Raw genomic sequence first — 15,428 nt, forward strand, 5'->3', positions numbered from 1 at the left:
GACGCATGGCAGGATTGACGCTTCGAAACGTCGGCAAGCGCTATGGGGCGCTGTCCATCATCCAGGGGCTGAACCTGGACATCCACGACGGCGAGTTCCTCGTTCTCGTCGGGCCGTCGGGCTGCGGAAAGTCGACGCTTCTGCGCATGATCGCGGGCCTCGAAGACATCAGCGAGGGAACGATCTCGATCGGCGGCAAGGTCGTCAACGACTTGCCCGCCTCCAAGCGCGAACTCTCCATGGTGTTTCAAAGCTACGCCCTCTACCCCCACATGAGCGTGCGAAAGAACCTGGCTTTTGGCCTCCAGAACTTCAAGGTATCGCGCACCGAAGTGGAGCGGCGGGTAGCGGAGGCGGCGCGCATCCTGCAGATCGAGCAGCTTATGGACCGCAAGCCACGCCAGCTTTCGGGTGGCCAGAAGCAGCGCGTCGCCATCGGCAGGTCGATCGTGCGCGAGCCGCAGCTTTTCCTGTTCGACGAGCCGCTTTCCAACCTCGATGCGGAACTGCGCGTCCAGATGCGGGCGGAACTGGCCTCGCTCTACGCCCGCCTCGGCACCACGATGATCTACGTGACCCATGACCAGGTGGAAGCGATGACCATGGCAAGCCGCATCGTGGTCCTGCGCGGCGGCAAGATCGAGCAGCTCGGCACGCCCCAGGAACTCTACACCCGACCGCAGAACCTCTTTGTGGCAGGTTTCATCGGCTCGCCGAAGATCAACATGCTCAAGGCAAGAACAACACGCGGGGCCGGCAAAACGGTGGTCACGGTCGCCGGCATGCCCGATTTCGCAATCCCCGAGCTTCCGGGCGACGATCAAGCGCTGACTTTATGCGTCCGACCTTCGTCGTTGCGGATCGGCAATGGCGATGTCACGGCCGAGGGCACGATCCGGCTGGTGGAATATCTGGGCAGCGAGACCTTGCTGCACATCAACCTGTCTTCCGGCCAGGTGTTGCTGGCCACCGACAATGGGCGGACGCCCTACCGAATGGGTGACCCGGTCACGATCGGATTCAACCTCTCCGACCTCCACTATTTTGATAGCACAGGTCAACGCGTCGAAGTCATACAGAACGAAAGCCAAGCACAGTGAAGATCGCCATTGTTGGATGCGGCTCGCGGCATCAGATGTTCCGCAATTCCGTTGTTGAAGATTACGCTGATAAACACGAGATCGTTGCCCTCTGCGACAGCAACGCGCATCGCCTCGGCGAAGCGGCGCAAGCGGCCTCAAAGCCCGGTACGAACGGTGTCGCGACCTACCTCGCCGCCGATTTCGACCGCCTGATCGCGGAACAGAGACCGGATACGGTTGTCGTCGCCACGCCGGATTTCCTGCATGCCGACTACATCGTTCGTGCCTTCGAGGCCGGTTGCGACGTCATTTGCGAAAAGCCGCTGACGATCGACCTCGGCCGTCTCAAGCAGATCGTCGATGCCCAGGCGCGCACCGGCCGCAAGGTCACGGTGACCTTCAACTACCGCTACTCGCCGGCGCGGACCCAGATCAAGGAGCTGATTTCGTCGGGAGCGATCGGCACGGTGGCGGCGGTCGATTTCCACTGGCACCTCGACAGGGTTCATGGAGCCGATTATTTCCGCCGCTGGCACCGCCAGAAGGAAAATTCCGGCGGGCTGCTGGTCCACAAATCGACCCACCATTTCGATCTTCTCAACTGGTGGCTGGGAACCGCGCCGACCGAAGTGCTGGCCTCCGGCCGCCGCGTCTTTTATCGCCCGGAAATGGCGGTGGAGCTCGGACTCTCGGATCGCGGACCACGCTGCAGCGACTGTCCCGTCGCCTACAAATGCGATTTCCGCCTCGACCTCGCAGCCGACGAGAACCTGCGCAAACTCTATGTGGAGGCTGAGCACGAAGACGGCTATTTCCGAGATCTCTGCGTATTCGATGAAGAGATCGGCATCGAGGATACGATGCAGGCGCATATCCGCTACGCCTCGGGCGTCACCGCCAATTACACCCTGACTGCCTATTCGCCCTGGGAAGGGTTGGAGATCAAGTTCCAGGGCACCAAAGGCGACATTACCCATCGCCATGTCGAGGTCCACGGGGTTTTCGGCGGCAAGCGTGTCCATGCGGACGAAGATGCGATCACGACGGAACTCCACCTGGCCGGCGAGCCTCCGCGCCAGCTCGTGGTTCCGAAGGCGACGGGCGATCACGGCGGCGCGGATCCGGTCATGCTGGGTTATATCTTCGATCCGGAAAACATGCAGCCTGACCGCTATGGTCGTGCCTCCGATCATGTTGCCGGCGCCTGGTCCATCCTCACCGGCATTGCCGCCAACGCGTCCATAGACACAGGTTCGTTGGTCAATATCCAATCCATGCTTCGTGCCCGCGGCATCCACCTGAACAGGTAACTCCCATGGCTTTTAATCTTCGCATCGGCGTCATCGGCATAGACCATGGGCACATCTACGGCATGATCAACGGCATGCTGGATGCCGGGGCCACGCTCGTTGCGTGGACGACGGGCGAGGAAACGCCGGAGGCGGTCCGCAAGACATTCCAGGAAACTTATCCGGATCTGCCGGCCCGGTCGGTGCAGGCGATCCTGGATGACGAAAGCATCGTCCTTGTGCTTTCGGCCGGGATCAACAGCGAACGCGCCGATATCGCGGTGGCGGCGATGTCGCACGGCAAGGACGTTCTGGTCGACAAACCCGGCTGCACCGGCCTCGAACAGTTGGCAGACATCCAGCGCACCGTCGGCGAGACCGGGCGACGCTGGATCGTGTCCTTCTCCGAACGCGTGTCGGTCGAGAGCGCCACCCTTGCGGATCAGTTGATTGCGCAGGGCCGGATCGGCAAGGTGGTTCAGACCGTTGGTCTCGGACCACATCGCATGAATGCCCACCTCAGGCCGGCATGGTTCTGGGACAGGGTACGCTGCGGTGGGATTCTCGCCGACATCTGCGCCCATCAGTTCGACCAGTTCCTGCATTTCACCGGATCGACCGAGGCACGTGTGGTTTCCGCGCATGTGGCCAATGTCGCAAATCCGGATCGGCCTGCATTTCAGGATTTCGGCGAGGTGCTGCTGGAGGGCGATGGCGGGCGCGGTTATGCCCGGGTCGATTGGCTGACGCCGGACGGCCTCCCCGTCTGGGGCGACGGCAGGATCACCATTCTGGGAACGGAAGGTTATATCGAGCTGCGCAAATACATCGATATCGCCGGTCACGAAGGCCAGGACCACGTCTTTGTGGTCGATAAGTCGGGCGTGCAGCGTTTCGAGGCTAGAGGCGCCGGAAAACCGTTCTTCGCCCGCCTGGCTGCCGATGTGGAAAGGCGAACCGAGACGGCCATGGGCCAGTCCCATGCGTTCCTTGCCACCCGGTTGGGGCTGCAGGCGCAAGTCATCGCGGAAGAGAAAGCAGACCGATGACGGATCGCATCCGTGTCGCCGTCATCGGCGCGGGAATTGGTAGAGCTCATATCGCCGCGTATGCGGAATTGGCCCACCTGTTCGATGTCCGTTACGTCTGCGACCTCAACCTCCCTCGCGCTGAGGAAGCAGCGCAACAGGCTCCGGGCAGCCGAGCTGTCCCCGACATCAACGAGGTCTTCGCCGACCCCCTCGTGGACCTGGTCGATATCTGCCTGCCGCCTCGACTGCATGCACCGATGACGCTTGCCGCCCTCGAAGCCGGAAAACATGTCGTCTGCGAGAAACCTCTCGCAGGTTCGATAACCGAGGTGCGCCGGATCGCCGACCTTTCCGCACGAACGGGGCGGCATGTGTTTCCGGTATTCCAGTATCGCTATGGCGCCGGCTACCGGGCTGCGCATGAACTAAAGGTTCGCGGCCTCCTGGGCAGGCCCTACGTGGTAGCGTTGGAGACGCACTGGCAACGCGGACCCGACTATTACGCAGAGCGTTGGCGGGGCACATGGAAAGGCGAACTCGGCGGCGTGCTCCTCAGCCATGCCTGTCATATCCACAATCTGACGACTCACCTCGTGGGAGATGTGGTGGAGGTTGCCGCCTTTCTCGATACTCGCGTCAATCCGATCGAGACCGAAGATTGCGTGGCACTTTCGATGCGCACTGCAACGGGCGCCTTGGTCACGTCCTCGGTCACCTTGGGCGCGGCCGGAAACAGCTCACGGCTGAGGATGTGTTTCGAGCATGTCACCATCACGTCGGGAACGGAACCCTACCAGATAGGGGCCGGGCCATGGAAGTTCGAAGCCACCGACCCCTCGCGCCAGCCCGAGATCGATGCGGCAACTCGAGAAGTGCCCGGCGTGCTTCCACGATTTCCGGGACTATTCGCGGATGTCCATGCACGCCTCACCGGCGCACCTGACCTCTATCTGCCATCGCTTCAGGAAAGCTATCACTCGATCGAGCTTGTTACGGCGATCTATGCCTCTGCGAGGGAAAGCCGGGTCGTACGCCTGCCCCTTCCGGCGGATCATCCCTTCGCCACCGGCTGGCTGCCCGTCTGAACAAGGCAGTATGCCTTGCGAGAAGTCGCGGAGCCCGAAAGGCTGGCTCAGGCGGCCGTTGTCCGCTCAGCCAGCTCTCTGGGCCTGGCCCCCGAGCTTCGGTGCCCACGTCGCGCGCCACACGCGTCACCTCCCGGCTAAGCCAATTCCGCTCGGCCAAGAGCGGCTGTTGCAACGCGCCAAAGTTCGAAAAACCGCGAGTTGATTGGAGCGGGGCCAGGGCCGACCAAGATCGATCCACATTCAAGATTGGCTGCGGTCGCTCCACTCAGCCTATCCCGTTCGATCCATCCGCGGCAGACAGCTAGCGACAAAATTTGTTAAATATACCAGTTAGACAATTGACAATATAAGAAAATTTGGCCCAAAAAGATAACAACAGATTATGTGGTCCAATATGCTGGTTATTCTTGCCGACGACCTTACCGGCGCGCTTGACTGCGCGGCGCCGTTTGCCGGCAGGGGTTTGCATACTGAAATCGTGTTGGATCTCGACGCTATCGGATCGGCCCTGCAAGCCAAACCGGCGGTTCTTTCGGTCAACCTCGGGTCTCGTGAAGTGGAGGCGCAGGCTGCGCGGGAGGCAACGGCCGTGACCCTGTCGTCCCTGCCATCGGACATCGTTCTGTTCAAGAAGATCGATTCCCGCCTCAAGGGCAATATCGCCGCCGAGCTTGACGCGACGCCTTTTCACCTCGCTCTCGTCGCGCCTGCGATACCTGATTTTGGACGGAATGTCCGAAGGGGACATGTCGAAGGTTTCGGTCTGGACAAGCCGCTCAACATTGCCGATACGCTTGGCGTACATGCCGGACGCTCCATCATCCCCGATACGCTTTCACAAGCGGACATGTCTGCGGCCCTGGCAACGGGCCGCGATGCCGGGGCCGATCTTCTTGTCGGCGCCAGGGGCCTCGCCGAGGCGCTGGCCTGTCACATGACCGGTCGCCAGGTTGCCGAACCGGCCTTCCCTGAACCTGGCCCTGCTCTTTTCGTCATCGGGTCGAGAGACCCGATCACGCTTGCGCAAGTCGAGGAACTGCGCCAGTCGGTAGTACTTGACTATATTGCCGCGCCAGGTGGGCGTACGGAGAGGATCGGGCCGCTACAGCATTCCGTGACACTGGTTCAGGCCACGCCGGATGGAAAGGACGATCCGCCGCTTCTGGTATCGGACAGGCTGGCGGCCGGCATAGTCCCGGACATGACTGCACCGGTCTCCACTCTGCTTCTATCGGGCGGCGCGACTGCGGAGGCGGTCTTGAAGGCAATGAATGTCTCGAGATTCCAGCTTCTCGGCGAATGTCTGCCGGGCCTCGGCTTGGCTTATATCGATGGCCAATGCATCATCGCCAAATCCGGCGGATTCGGCACGCCGGGCACATTACGTGAGATCGCAAGAATAGCCATGGGCGAGAAGGGTTGAACGATGGGGCTTGAGAGCGGTACTGCCCGCAAGGGCCTTCCCGATATCGTCTTTGAGCGGATGTTGCGCGCGATCAAGTCGGGAGCATACAGGCCGGATGAACGGTTGCCGACCGAACATGAGCTAGCTAACGAATTCGAAGTGTCTCGGCCGGTCATTCGGGAAGCGCTGAGACGGCTGCGCGAGCAGGGACTGATCTATTCGAGACGCGGGGCCGGCAGCTTTGTGCGGGCACTCGGCCTCCGCGAGCCGCTGGGCTTCGGCCAGTTGGAAAACGTCGCCGACCTTCTCAACTGTTATGAGTTTCGCATGACGCTTGAGCCCGCCGCCGCCGCCGCCGCGGCAGTGCGTCACGACAAGGAAAGCCTGGCAGCCATAAAACAGGCCCTGGAATTGCTGCGCGACGCCACGAACCGCCAGGCCCATCGCGAAGATGCCGACTATCAGTTCCATCTGGCTATCGCGCGGGCGGCTCAGAACAGCTACTTCTCCACGGCGATGGAAGCCCTGAAGGATCACATTGCCGTCGGAATGAAATTCCACGGAGCCTCCGTGAAAAGAGAGGCGACCGGGCTGGCGAAAGTATTCGGAGAGCACGAGGCGATCGCCGATGCGATCACACGCGGAGACCAGGAAGCGGCGCGCCAGTTGATGCTGGACCACCTGAAGGGGTCACGCGAACGACTGTTTCAATCGTCGCACCGGTGAGCCCTGTACACGCCGCTGGAATGACGGCGTCCGGCGCCTGCAGCCGGACACGATCGTCACTTCAAAATGCCGCCTCGTAGATCCCCAGCACGTCGCGGACACTCATTTCAGCCGGGTTGTTATCCATCAGCCGCCGGATGGCATGCGCTTCAGCGGCATAGAGGGACAGTTCGTCCTGTCTGGCTCCGTGGGCTGCAAGCGACATCTGGATGCCAAGCGCTTCGCAGAAGTCGCGTGCAGACGAGCACAATTCATCCGAGGAGAGATTGTCGCCGAGGCCCAGCGCCACAGCCACTTCCGCAGTCTTTGCGGTAACTACCGGCTGATTGAAAGCCAGTACATGCGGGAAAACGATGGCATTCGCCAGACCGTGCGGCAGGTTGAGCCGCGTCCCCAGCGGATAAGCAATTGCATGGCCGGCCGCGGTATTGACCGGGCCAAGACAAATGCCCCCATAATAGGAAGCGAGCATCAGCCCTTCGCGGGCCTCCGTATCCTGCCCGTCCCTTACCGCACGCGCCAGATATCGGCCGACAAGCCCGAATCCCATCCGGGCGAAGCCGTCGATCATCGGGTGGGCGCGGCGGTTGGTAAAGGCTTCGACGCAATGAGCCATGGCATCGACACCCGTCGCGGCCGTCACCGCCGGGGGAACCGAATAGGTCAGTTCAGGATCGAGCACCGCGAAATCCGCGATCATGTGTGGACTCTCCACCGCGATCTTGGTCCGTTTGACCGGATCGGTGATGAGCGAGCGGATCCCGGCCTCCGAGCCTGTACCCGCCGTGGTCGCGACCTGGGCAAGTCGCGTGCGGCGACCGGCGACGCGATTGGGACCGGCAACGTCTTCGAGAGACTGTTCGGAATCCCACAGCACCGCGACAAGCTTGGCGACATCCAATACGGATCCGCCGCCAAGTCCGACGACCAGTTGCGGTCGGACTCTGCGGGCGGCCTCCAGCGCGGCATCCACCGTTGCCGTATCCGGCTCGCCCGGGATGGCGTCGAATACGGAAAATTGCCCAGGCAGCCGCAGACGGTCAACGAAGCCTGCCGTGATCGGCGTCGCAATAACCAGGGTCGAGGCGACATCCCCGGCCCAGACCCCGACCTGGCTGATCGTCCCGGCACCGACGGCGAGGCGTAGCGGTTGATGGAGTGTGATGGGTGCAATGGCCATGACGTTTTCCTTACCGAACCCCCGCCACGAGCTTGCGCGCGTAGACGATGGCAGAATTCATGTTGCCGTGATTGGCAATCCCCTTGCCGGCGATATCGAAAGCCGTGCCGTGATCAACGGAGGTCCGGTCGATGGGCAGGTCGACCGAGACGTTGACGGCCGTATCGAAGGCGACGAGCTTGATCGGGATATGACCCTGATCGTGATACTGTGCGACGACCAGATCAAAGGCCCCCGAATAGGCCCGGTGGAAAACCGTGTCGGCGGAAATCGGACCGTGAACCTCGATGCCTTCGGCGCGGGCAGCCAAGACGGCCGGCGCGATCTGATCGTCGTCTTCCGTACCGAAAAGGCCGTTTTCACCGCAATGGGGATTGATGCCGGCAACCGCGATGCGCGGGCGTTCATAACCGATGCGCTTCAGATGCGCGTCACCGGCGCGGATCGTCGCCAGAACCCGTTCCGTCGTGGCGCGCCGGATAGCCTCCTGAAGCGACACATGGGTCGAGACGTGGATCACCTTCAGGCGATCGGACGCCAGGAGCATGTATGCCGCCGCCGAACCGGTGAGGCTGCGCAACATGCCCGTATGGCCGTCATAGTGATGGCCGGCGAGATTGAGCGCCTCCTTGTTGATCGGCGCGGTGACAATGCAGCCGATCGAACCGGCCTCGGCATCTCTGACGGCTCGCTCGATAAACCGGAACGCCGCATCTCCCGCCACCGCCGACAAGTGGCCCCAGGGCAGAGGCGCTCCCTCGACCGGAAGGTCGATCACGTAAGGCGTGAGGTCAAGCGCGACACCAACCGCATCGCGCGCCGCCTCCAGCGTCGGCAGATTGCCGTAGACCCGCGTCACGGAGCGATCGGCATCGGACATCTCGGCCAGCGCCTTGACTGTTATTTCCGGACCGACGCCACACGGGTCTCCCATGGTGATACCGATGATATTGCTCATCAAACTCTCCCGTCAGTCGCGTCTGCCCAGCCCGTAGCCAGGTTCACGTATTTGATTGCCCGCCTGTGATAGGTATAGGCGATGTGCAATGCCCCATCCGGCGCCTCCAGAAGCCAGGGATAGGACATTTCCCTGTTCCGGCCATCGGTGGAATCGTTGGACAGGCAGGTGCCCGGCCCGTCTTCTATCAGGATACGGACTGGGAAGCTTAAACCACTGTCATCCGAAATACAGACGCAGACCGGCGCGCGCGGCACGCCCCAGACCGGCACGCAACCACCCGCCGGATCGGCATCGGGTCTCTCGTCGCTCTCGCCGAGTTCGTCGTAAAGCGAAACGCGGCGATCGTCGGACTGGGCAGCGCTTACCGGGTTGCAGATCATCGCAAGCCGACCGTCCTTCAACCGAATAACCGCGATCGAGGAATTGTTGTTCGGCACATCCGTCGCCTCGGGCGCCGACCAGGATCGGCCGCCATCGGCGCTTTCGCTCCGGTAGACGAAATCCGCCTGCCGCCGACGGAAAAACGCCGCATGACCGCCCGCCGGCAAGGTGACAGGACTCATGTGGACGCAGCCGATCGACTGCGGCAATTCTTCGAGGCGCCAGGTTTGCCCGGCATCGCTCGATATCCCGATTGCCGCCGTGTCATGGCTTCCGTTCCACTTCTGGCCCGGGCGTTGAACACACCGGAAGATCGGCAGAAGCCATGCGCCGTCATCCCGCACCGTCAGCGGAGCCCGGACAAAACACCCTTGCGGCAGATCGAGATACCGGCCGGCCTCCGATGTCAGCCTTGTCGCGTCGTTCTGATCGCGCCGGATCTCGGCGATGCGGATACGGCATTGGTCCTGGTTACCGGAAGGCTGTGAGGTATGGAAAAGCCAGAGCCGGCCATCGGGCGCGGTGAACAGAACAGGGTTCTGCTCGGAATGTGCATGATCGAAGCTCAGCCTCTGCGGCGACCCCCAGCGGCTGGAGCCCGGCAGGAGGACAGATGCGAAGATGGATATGTCGGACTTGCCTTCCAGCGAACCGCCGAACCAGGCGCAGATCAGCGCGCCGTCGGCCATGAGATGCAGGAAGCTCGCATGGTTCTGCACCATCGGGGAAGGCAGGAAGGCTTCGTGCCTTTCGGCTGCCACCATTCGTACCGCACCGGTCATTGCCGCCGCTATTTCGTCAGGGCTCATCAAGCTCTCCTTTCGGCGTCGAGAATTACCAGAAACACAAAGTTGTCAAGTTTTATAAAATCCGCATGTTATCGATATCGAGGGCATTAAGTACAATAACATATTGTATATAAATGGTAATTTTCATTGGCATTTTTTCTTGAAAAATAACTTCTCAAAACAATTTGACAAAGTACGCGGGACGGAACATGGTTTGAGGAAGAATAGCACAGGAGGAATACGGCGATCGCGGTGCAGCGAATTACGGGGCCCTGCCGTCGGGAGGAATTTTCAGTCGAAGATTCGAGCGCCCCACGATAGAGCCTCCGAAGTCGCCGCCGATCTCCTTTACGGGCCGGCTCGCCAATCATCAAATCAGCCGTTTATCCACCGCGCTACGGCAGGTCGAACGAAACGGTGTCTGATCAATTTATATTCACTTGGGAGGTGAACCACATGAAGAAGATGCTGATGATAAGCGCGCTGATCCTTGGATCTGCGCTTCCGCCGGCTTACGCAGGGTCCGGTCCGATCAAGATCGTGCTACCTGAGGAAGCCGATCTGCTGGAGCCGTGCATGGCGACCCGATCCAATATCGGCCGCATCATCATGGAGAATGTCAGCGAGACCCTGACCGAGCTCGATGTCCGCGGCAAGAAGGGCGTCATGCCGCGCCTTGCCGAAAAATGGGAGCAGACCCAGGACGGCAGCTGGCGGTTCCATCTCCGCCAGGGCGTCAAGTTCTCCAACGGAACGACGTTCGACGCCAAGGACGTGAAGCACAGCTTCGACCGGGTGATGAGCGACAAGAACGCCTGCGAATCCCGCCGCTATTTCGGCGGCATGAAGATCAACGCCAATGTCGTCGATCCCTATACGATTGATTTCAAGGCCGACCCTGCCCAGCCGATCCTGCCTTTGCTGATGTCCCTGGTGACGATCGTTCCGGAAGAAACCCCGCTGGCATTCATCCGCGAGCCCATCGGAACCGGGCCTTATGCGCTGAAGAACTGGACGCCGGGTCAGCAGATCGTCCTGGCCGCCCGCAGCGACTACTGGGGCGCCAAGCCACAGGTGACCGAGGCGACCTACCTGTTCCGCGCCGATCCGTCCGTGCGTGCGGCGATGGTGAAGGCAGGGGAAGCGGACCTTTCTCCGTCGATCTCGCAGCTGGATGCCACCGACCCGAAGACCGACTTCTCCTATCTCGACAGCGAGACGGTCTATCTGCGCCTCGACCACAATATCCAGCCGCTGAACGACGTGCGGGTTCGCAGGGCGCTCAATCTGGCCATCGATCGTCAGGCATTCATCGGCACGCTGGTGCCGGATGGTGCCGTGCTGGCGACAGCGCTCGTTCCGCCGACCACGCAGGGCTGGAACCCGGACGTCAAGGTGTTCCCCTATGACCCCGAAGGTGCCAAGAAGCTTCTCGCGGAGGCCAAGGCCGCCGGCATAAAGGTCGATACGCCGATCACGCTGATCGCCCGCACGGCGAACTTCCCGAACGTCACCGAAATCATGGAAGCGGTTCAGTCACAGCTCCAGGAAGTCGGTTTCAAGGTCGATCTGAAATTCGTCGAAGTAGCCGAGCACGAGAGCTACTATTCCAAGCCGTTCAAGGAAGGCCGTGGCCCGATCATCGTCGCCGCCATGCACGACAACTCCAAGGGCGACCCGTCCTTCACCATGTTCTTCAAATATGCCTCGCAGGGCACCCAATCCGGCTTTTCCGACCCCAAGGTCGACGACCTGATCAAGCGGGCCTCGGCGGCAGTCGGCGACGAACGTGCAAAGCTCTGGTCGCAGCTGATCGCCTATCTGCATGACGACGTGGTCGCCGACGGCCTTCTCTTCCACATGGTCGGCTTCTCGCGAGTTTCGCCGCGCATCGAGTTCAAGCCGACCATCGCCACGAATTCGATGCTGCAATTGTCCGAGATCGGTATCAAGTAATCAGCGGAAACCGGCTGGCGGATTTCCAATCACGATCCAAGGGCGGCGGGTACCCATCCGCCGCCACAATAGTGAGGGCGACATGCTCAGTTTCATTCGTAAGCGCTCCGTGGCGAGCTTGATTTCACTGGTCGGGCTGCTCGTTCTGGTGTTTTTTCTGTCCCGCCTGACGGGCGATCCGGCGGCTCTCTTCCTGCCGGTCGAAGCTTCGGCGGAAATGAAGCAGCAGTTCCGCGAGCTTCACGGGTTGAACGATCCGCTGATGGTGCAGTTCGGGCGTTATGTCGGCGACGTGCTGACCGGGGATCTCGGGGAATCGCTTCGCAAGGCGCGGCCTGCGCTGGATGTCGTCACCGAAGCTTTCGTATGGACCCTCTGGCTTGCCGTGATCACCATGTCGCTCGTCACGGCCGCCGCAATCGTCGTCGGCTCGCTCGCAGCGTTCCAGTCCGGCGGCTTCTTCGATCGTCTCTCCTCGATCATTTCACTCATTGGCGCTTCGGTCCCGGATTTCTGGCTGGCCATCGTCGCGATCGTCGTCTTCTCCGTAAACCTCGCATGGCTGCCGACCTCCGGCACCGGCTCGATCCTGCATTGGATCCTGCCGATCGGCGTGCTGTTCGTCCGCCCCTTCGGCATTATCGTCCAGGTGGTGCGCGGTTCGATGATCGGCGCACTATCCTCGGCTTATGTGAAGACGGCTCGCGCAAAAGGCGTCAAGGCCGGCCCGATCATCTTCATCCACGCCCTGCGCAACGCCATGCTGCCGGTCATCACCGTCATCGGAGACCAGGCAGCGAGCCTCCTGAACGGCGCCGTCGTGGTCGAGACGATCTTCGGTTTCCCCGGGGTCGGCAAGCTGATGATCGACTCGATCCTTCAGCGGGATTTCAACGTCGTCCTGGCCGCGATCCTGGTGACCGCGCTGGCGATCTTCCTCATGAACCTGCTGATCGACCTCGCCTATGCGCTTCTCGATCCGCGCATCCGTCATTGAGGAGCGCAACGATGAGTGTTTCCACCTCCGATACGACGATCACGCACGAACCGTCCCTCCCGGTCCGCATGGCGCGCATGCTCTGGGCCGACAAATTCGCGCTTTGCGCGGTCATCTTCCTGCTTGTCGTCGTTGTGCTCGCCCTGATCGGGCCGTCCTGGCTCGGCGACCTCGCCACCAAGCAGAATCTGCGCGGCCGCAACCTCGCGCCGTTCGACTGGAGCCGCGAATGGGTGTGGTGGATGGGTGCGGACGCTCTCGGCCGGCCGCTGCTCGCCCGCATCATCGTCGCCACGCAGAATACGCTGATGGTCGCCGCCGGCGCGGTTATCCTGTCGTCTGTCATCGGCACGCTGCTCGGCCTCGTCGCCGGTTTTTCCTCGCCACGCGTCGGGCAGGCGATCATGCGCCTGGCAGACGTCATCATGTCCTTCCCCTCGCTGCTGATCGCAGTCATCGTCCTTTATCTTCTGGGTTCCTCGATCCTGAATCTTGTCGCTGTCCTGTCGATCACCCGCATCCCCGTTTACCTCCGCACCACCCGCGCGGAAGTGCTGGAGATCCGCGAGCGGATGTTCGTGCAGGCGGCACGGGTCATGGGCGCATCGCAGAAGCGCATCCTGTTCCGTCATATCCTGCCGGTCGTTTTCCCCACGCTCACCACGCTGGCGACGCTGGATTTCGCCTATGTCATGCTGGCTGAAAGCGCCCTTTCCTTCCTTGGCATCGGCATCCAGCCACCCGCGATCACCTGGGGGCTGATGATTTCCCAGGGACGCCAATATCTCACCAACGCCTGGTGGCTCTCGTTCTGGCCCGGGCTCGCGATCATCATGACCACCCTGTCACTCAACCTGTTGTCGAACTGGTTGCGCATCGCACTCGATCCGGTTCAGCGCTGGCGCCTGGAAATGAAAGGCCGGAAGAATGGCTGAGCACCTGCTGGAAGTTCGCAACCTCTCGGTCGAGTTCCACACGGCCGCTGGCGTCGTACAAGCCGTGCGAAACATCTCCTATCATCTCGACCGCGGCGAAACGCTGGCGATCCTCGGCGAAAGCGGATCCGGCAAGTCGGTTTCATCAGCCGCGATCATGAACCTCATCGACATGCCGCCCGGCCGGATCAGCTCAGGCCAGATCCTGCTCGACGGCAGGGACCTGCTGACCTTGCCGCCACAAGCGCGCCGGGAGGCAAACGGGCGGCGGATCGCCATGATCTTTCAGGACCCGCTCAGCCATCTGAACCCGGTCTATACCGTCGGATGGCAGATCCGCGAGGCGATGACGACCCACGGCATGCCGACCGCACAGGCCAGGAGCGAAACTCTGCGCCTGTTGACGCGGGTCGGCATTCCCGATCCGGAAGGCGCCATGGGCAAATATCCGCACGAGTTTTCGGGTGGCCAGCGTCAGCGGGTGATGATTGCCATGGCGCTTGCGCTGCGACCCGATCTGCTGATCGCCGACGAGCCGACCACCGCGCTCGACGTGACGGTTCAGGCCGAGGTACTGGCTTTGCTGAAGGAGCTGCAGCGGGAAACCGGCATGGGCGTGCTGATCATCACCCATGATCTCGGCGTGGTGGCGGAAATCGCCGATCGCGTGGTCGTCATGGAAAAAGGCGAGCTGGTCGAGAGCGGCACGGTACGCGAGGTCTACAAGAACCCGACCCATCCCTATACCAAAAAGCTGATCGGCGCCGCCCCTGGAAAGGGCGAGATGCACGTCGCGCAGCAGGCGGGCGAACCGCTCCTTAGCGTCCGGGACGTGCGCAAGCGCTACGGCGCCTTCGAAGCGTTGAAGGGTGTCTCGTTCGATCTCCGGGCCGGCGAGACCATGGCGATCGTCGGAGAGAGCGGCTCGGGCAAATCGACGCTCGCCCGCGTTCTCCTGAGGCTGGACGAACCGGATGCCGGCACGGCACACTGGAAGGGACGCGATCTTTTCCAGCTCTCGCCTGCGGAGCTCTACAAGCTCCGGCGCGACCTTCAGATGGTGTTCCAGGATCCCACCCAATCGCTCAATCCCCGCATGACGGTGTTTCAGCTCGTCTCCGAAGCATGGGCCATCCATCCCGATATCCTGCCCAAACGCCGGTGGCGGGAACGGGTCGCGGAACTGCTCGTGCAGGTCGGCCTTTCGGCCGAGCACATGGGCCGCTACCCGCACCAGTTTTCGGGCGGACAACGGCAGAGGATCGCAATCGCCCGCGCGCTGGCGCTCGAACCGCAGCTGATCGTCTGCGACGAGGCGGTATCGGCGCTCGACGTGTCGGTGCAGGCCCAGGTCATTGCGCTTCTCGACAAGCTGCGCCGTGACATGGGTATCTCCTTCATCTTTATCGCCCACGACCTGCCCGTGGTCCGCGATTTCGCGGATTACGTCATGGTCATGCAAAAGGGCGAAGTGGTGGAACTGGGAACGGTCCGGGACGTCTTCGAGACACCTCGCCAAGCCTATACGCAAGCGCTCCTGGCGGCCAGCCTCGATCCGGACCCGGATGTTCAGGCCGGACACCGGGCAGCCCGTCTCAAACGTGCATGA

The 15,428-nt window shown here is 61.7% G+C and carries 13 protein-coding genes; 10 read left to right on the forward strand and 3 right to left on the reverse strand.

Annotated elements, in window-relative coordinates:
• Positions 1 to 5: 5 nt before the first annotated feature.
• The 6 genes from ACSQ8R_RS30010 (at position 6) to ACSQ8R_RS30035 (ending at position 6,621) form a co-directional block, all read left to right on the forward strand.
• Positions 6 to 1,100, forward strand: coding sequence for an ABC transporter ATP-binding protein (locus tag ACSQ8R_RS30010; RefSeq protein WP_436256972.1), 1,095 nt, complete (start codon positions 6 to 8; stop codon positions 1,098 to 1,100).
• Positions 1,101 to 1,135: 35 nt separating this feature from the next.
• Positions 1,136 to 2,392, forward strand: coding sequence for a Gfo/Idh/MocA family protein (locus ACSQ8R_RS30015; protein WP_436256973.1), 1,257 nt, complete (start codon positions 1,136 to 1,138; stop codon positions 2,390 to 2,392).
• Positions 2,393 to 2,397: 5 nt separating this feature from the next.
• Positions 2,398 to 3,420: a Gfo/Idh/MocA family protein gene (locus ACSQ8R_RS30020; protein WP_436256974.1), complete on the forward strand. Its 1,023-nt coding sequence runs from the start codon at positions 2,398 to 2,400 to the stop codon at positions 3,418 to 3,420.
• Complete coding sequence (locus ACSQ8R_RS30025) at positions 3,417 to 4,487, forward strand: Gfo/Idh/MocA family protein (RefSeq protein WP_436256975.1); 1,071 nt, start codon at positions 3,417 to 3,419, stop codon at positions 4,485 to 4,487. The genes ACSQ8R_RS30020 and ACSQ8R_RS30025 overlap by 4 nt, the downstream gene beginning before the upstream one ends.
• A 397-nt stretch (positions 4,488 to 4,884) precedes the next feature.
• A complete protein-coding gene (locus ACSQ8R_RS30030) occupies positions 4,885 to 5,913 on the forward strand; it encodes a four-carbon acid sugar kinase family protein (RefSeq protein ID WP_436256976.1) in 1,029 nt (342 codons plus the stop codon).
• 3 nt (positions 5,914 to 5,916) lie between these two features.
• Complete coding sequence (locus tag ACSQ8R_RS30035) at positions 5,917 to 6,621, forward strand: FadR/GntR family transcriptional regulator (RefSeq protein WP_436256977.1); 705 nt, start codon at positions 5,917 to 5,919, stop codon at positions 6,619 to 6,621.
• A gap of 61 nt (positions 6,622 to 6,682) precedes the next feature.
• On the opposite strand, the gene ACSQ8R_RS30040 is transcribed toward ACSQ8R_RS30035, so the two are convergent.
• Genes ACSQ8R_RS30040 through ACSQ8R_RS30050 form a run of 3 tightly spaced genes read right to left on the reverse strand, consistent with a single transcriptional unit; the run spans position 6,683 to position 9,952 of the window.
• Positions 6,683 to 7,801: an iron-containing alcohol dehydrogenase gene (locus tag ACSQ8R_RS30040; protein ID WP_436256978.1), complete on the reverse strand. Its 1,119-nt coding sequence runs from the start codon at positions 7,799 to 7,801 to the stop codon at positions 6,683 to 6,685.
• A 10-nt stretch (positions 7,802 to 7,811) separates the two neighbouring features.
• Positions 7,812 to 8,759, reverse strand: coding sequence for a 4-hydroxythreonine-4-phosphate dehydrogenase PdxA (gene pdxA / locus ACSQ8R_RS30045; protein ID WP_436256979.1), 948 nt, complete (start codon positions 8,757 to 8,759; stop codon positions 7,812 to 7,814).
• On the reverse strand, positions 8,759 to 9,952 hold the full coding sequence (locus tag ACSQ8R_RS30050) for a sialidase family protein (protein ID WP_436256980.1): 1,194 nt from the start codon (positions 9,950 to 9,952) through the stop codon (positions 8,759 to 8,761). Before ACSQ8R_RS30050 ends, pdxA begins: the two co-directional genes overlap by 1 nt.
• A 435-nt stretch (positions 9,953 to 10,387) precedes the next feature.
• Between ACSQ8R_RS30050 and ACSQ8R_RS30055 the strand changes: the two genes are divergently transcribed.
• The 4 genes from ACSQ8R_RS30055 (at position 10,388) to ACSQ8R_RS30070 (ending at position 15,428) form a co-directional block, all read left to right on the forward strand.
• Positions 10,388 to 11,887: an ABC transporter substrate-binding protein gene (locus tag ACSQ8R_RS30055; protein WP_436256981.1), complete on the forward strand. Its 1,500-nt coding sequence runs from the start codon at positions 10,388 to 10,390 to the stop codon at positions 11,885 to 11,887.
• A gap of 82 nt (positions 11,888 to 11,969) precedes the next feature.
• Positions 11,970 to 12,884 (forward strand): ABC transporter permease, encoded by a 915-nt coding sequence (locus tag ACSQ8R_RS30060; RefSeq protein ID WP_436256982.1) that lies wholly within the window; start codon positions 11,970 to 11,972, stop codon positions 12,882 to 12,884.
• Positions 12,885 to 12,895: 11 nt separating this feature from the next.
• Positions 12,896 to 13,819 carry an ABC transporter permease gene (locus tag ACSQ8R_RS30065; RefSeq protein WP_436256983.1) on the forward strand — a complete coding sequence of 308 codons (924 nt, stop codon included), beginning with the start codon at positions 12,896 to 12,898 and terminating at the stop codon, positions 13,817 to 13,819.
• Positions 13,812 to 15,428, forward strand: a complete 1,617-nt coding sequence (locus tag ACSQ8R_RS30070; protein ID WP_436256984.1) for an ABC transporter ATP-binding protein — start codon at positions 13,812 to 13,814, stop codon at positions 15,426 to 15,428. Before ACSQ8R_RS30065 ends, ACSQ8R_RS30070 begins: the two co-directional genes overlap by 8 nt.

Source organism: Neorhizobium sp. LjRoot104, from assembly GCF_964253725.1.
GTDB lineage: Bacteria > Pseudomonadota > Alphaproteobacteria > Rhizobiales > Rhizobiaceae > Neorhizobium.

What these genes read in the sequence shown, in the direction of transcription:
- ACSQ8R_RS30050 (WP_436256980.1), bottom strand. Translation starts at nt 9,952, where the DNA reads ATGAGCCCTGACGAAATAGCGGCGGCAATGACCGGTGCGGTACGAATG.
- ACSQ8R_RS30030 (WP_436256976.1), top strand. Translation starts at nt 4,885, where the DNA reads ATGCTGGTTATTCTTGCCGACGACCTTACCGGCGCGCTTGACTGCGCG.
- ACSQ8R_RS30035 (WP_436256977.1), top strand. Translation starts at nt 5,917, where the DNA reads ATGGGGCTTGAGAGCGGTACTGCCCGCAAGGGCCTTCCCGATATCGTC.
- ACSQ8R_RS30065 (WP_436256983.1), top strand. Translation starts at nt 12,896, where the DNA reads ATGAGTGTTTCCACCTCCGATACGACGATCACGCACGAACCGTCCCTC.
- ACSQ8R_RS30040 (WP_436256978.1), bottom strand. Translation starts at nt 7,801, where the DNA reads ATGGCCATTGCACCCATCACACTCCATCAACCGCTACGCCTCGCCGTC.
- ACSQ8R_RS30015 (WP_436256973.1), top strand. Translation starts at nt 1,136, where the DNA reads ATGTTCCGCAATTCCGTTGTTGAAGATTACGCTGATAAACACGAGATC.
- ACSQ8R_RS30020 (WP_436256974.1), top strand. Translation starts at nt 2,398, where the DNA reads ATGGCTTTTAATCTTCGCATCGGCGTCATCGGCATAGACCATGGGCAC.
- pdxA (WP_436256979.1), bottom strand. Translation starts at nt 8,759, where the DNA reads ATGAGCAATATCATCGGTATCACCATGGGAGACCCGTGTGGCGTCGGT.
- ACSQ8R_RS30070 (WP_436256984.1), top strand. Translation starts at nt 13,812, where the DNA reads ATGGCTGAGCACCTGCTGGAAGTTCGCAACCTCTCGGTCGAGTTCCAC.
- ACSQ8R_RS30025 (WP_436256975.1), top strand. Translation starts at nt 3,417, where the DNA reads ATGACGGATCGCATCCGTGTCGCCGTCATCGGCGCGGGAATTGGTAGA.
- ACSQ8R_RS30060 (WP_436256982.1), top strand. Translation starts at nt 11,970, where the DNA reads ATGCTCAGTTTCATTCGTAAGCGCTCCGTGGCGAGCTTGATTTCACTG.
- ACSQ8R_RS30010 (WP_436256972.1), top strand. Translation starts at nt 6, where the DNA reads ATGGCAGGATTGACGCTTCGAAACGTCGGCAAGCGCTATGGGGCGCTG.
- ACSQ8R_RS30055 (WP_436256981.1), top strand. Translation starts at nt 10,388, where the DNA reads ATGAAGAAGATGCTGATGATAAGCGCGCTGATCCTTGGATCTGCGCTT.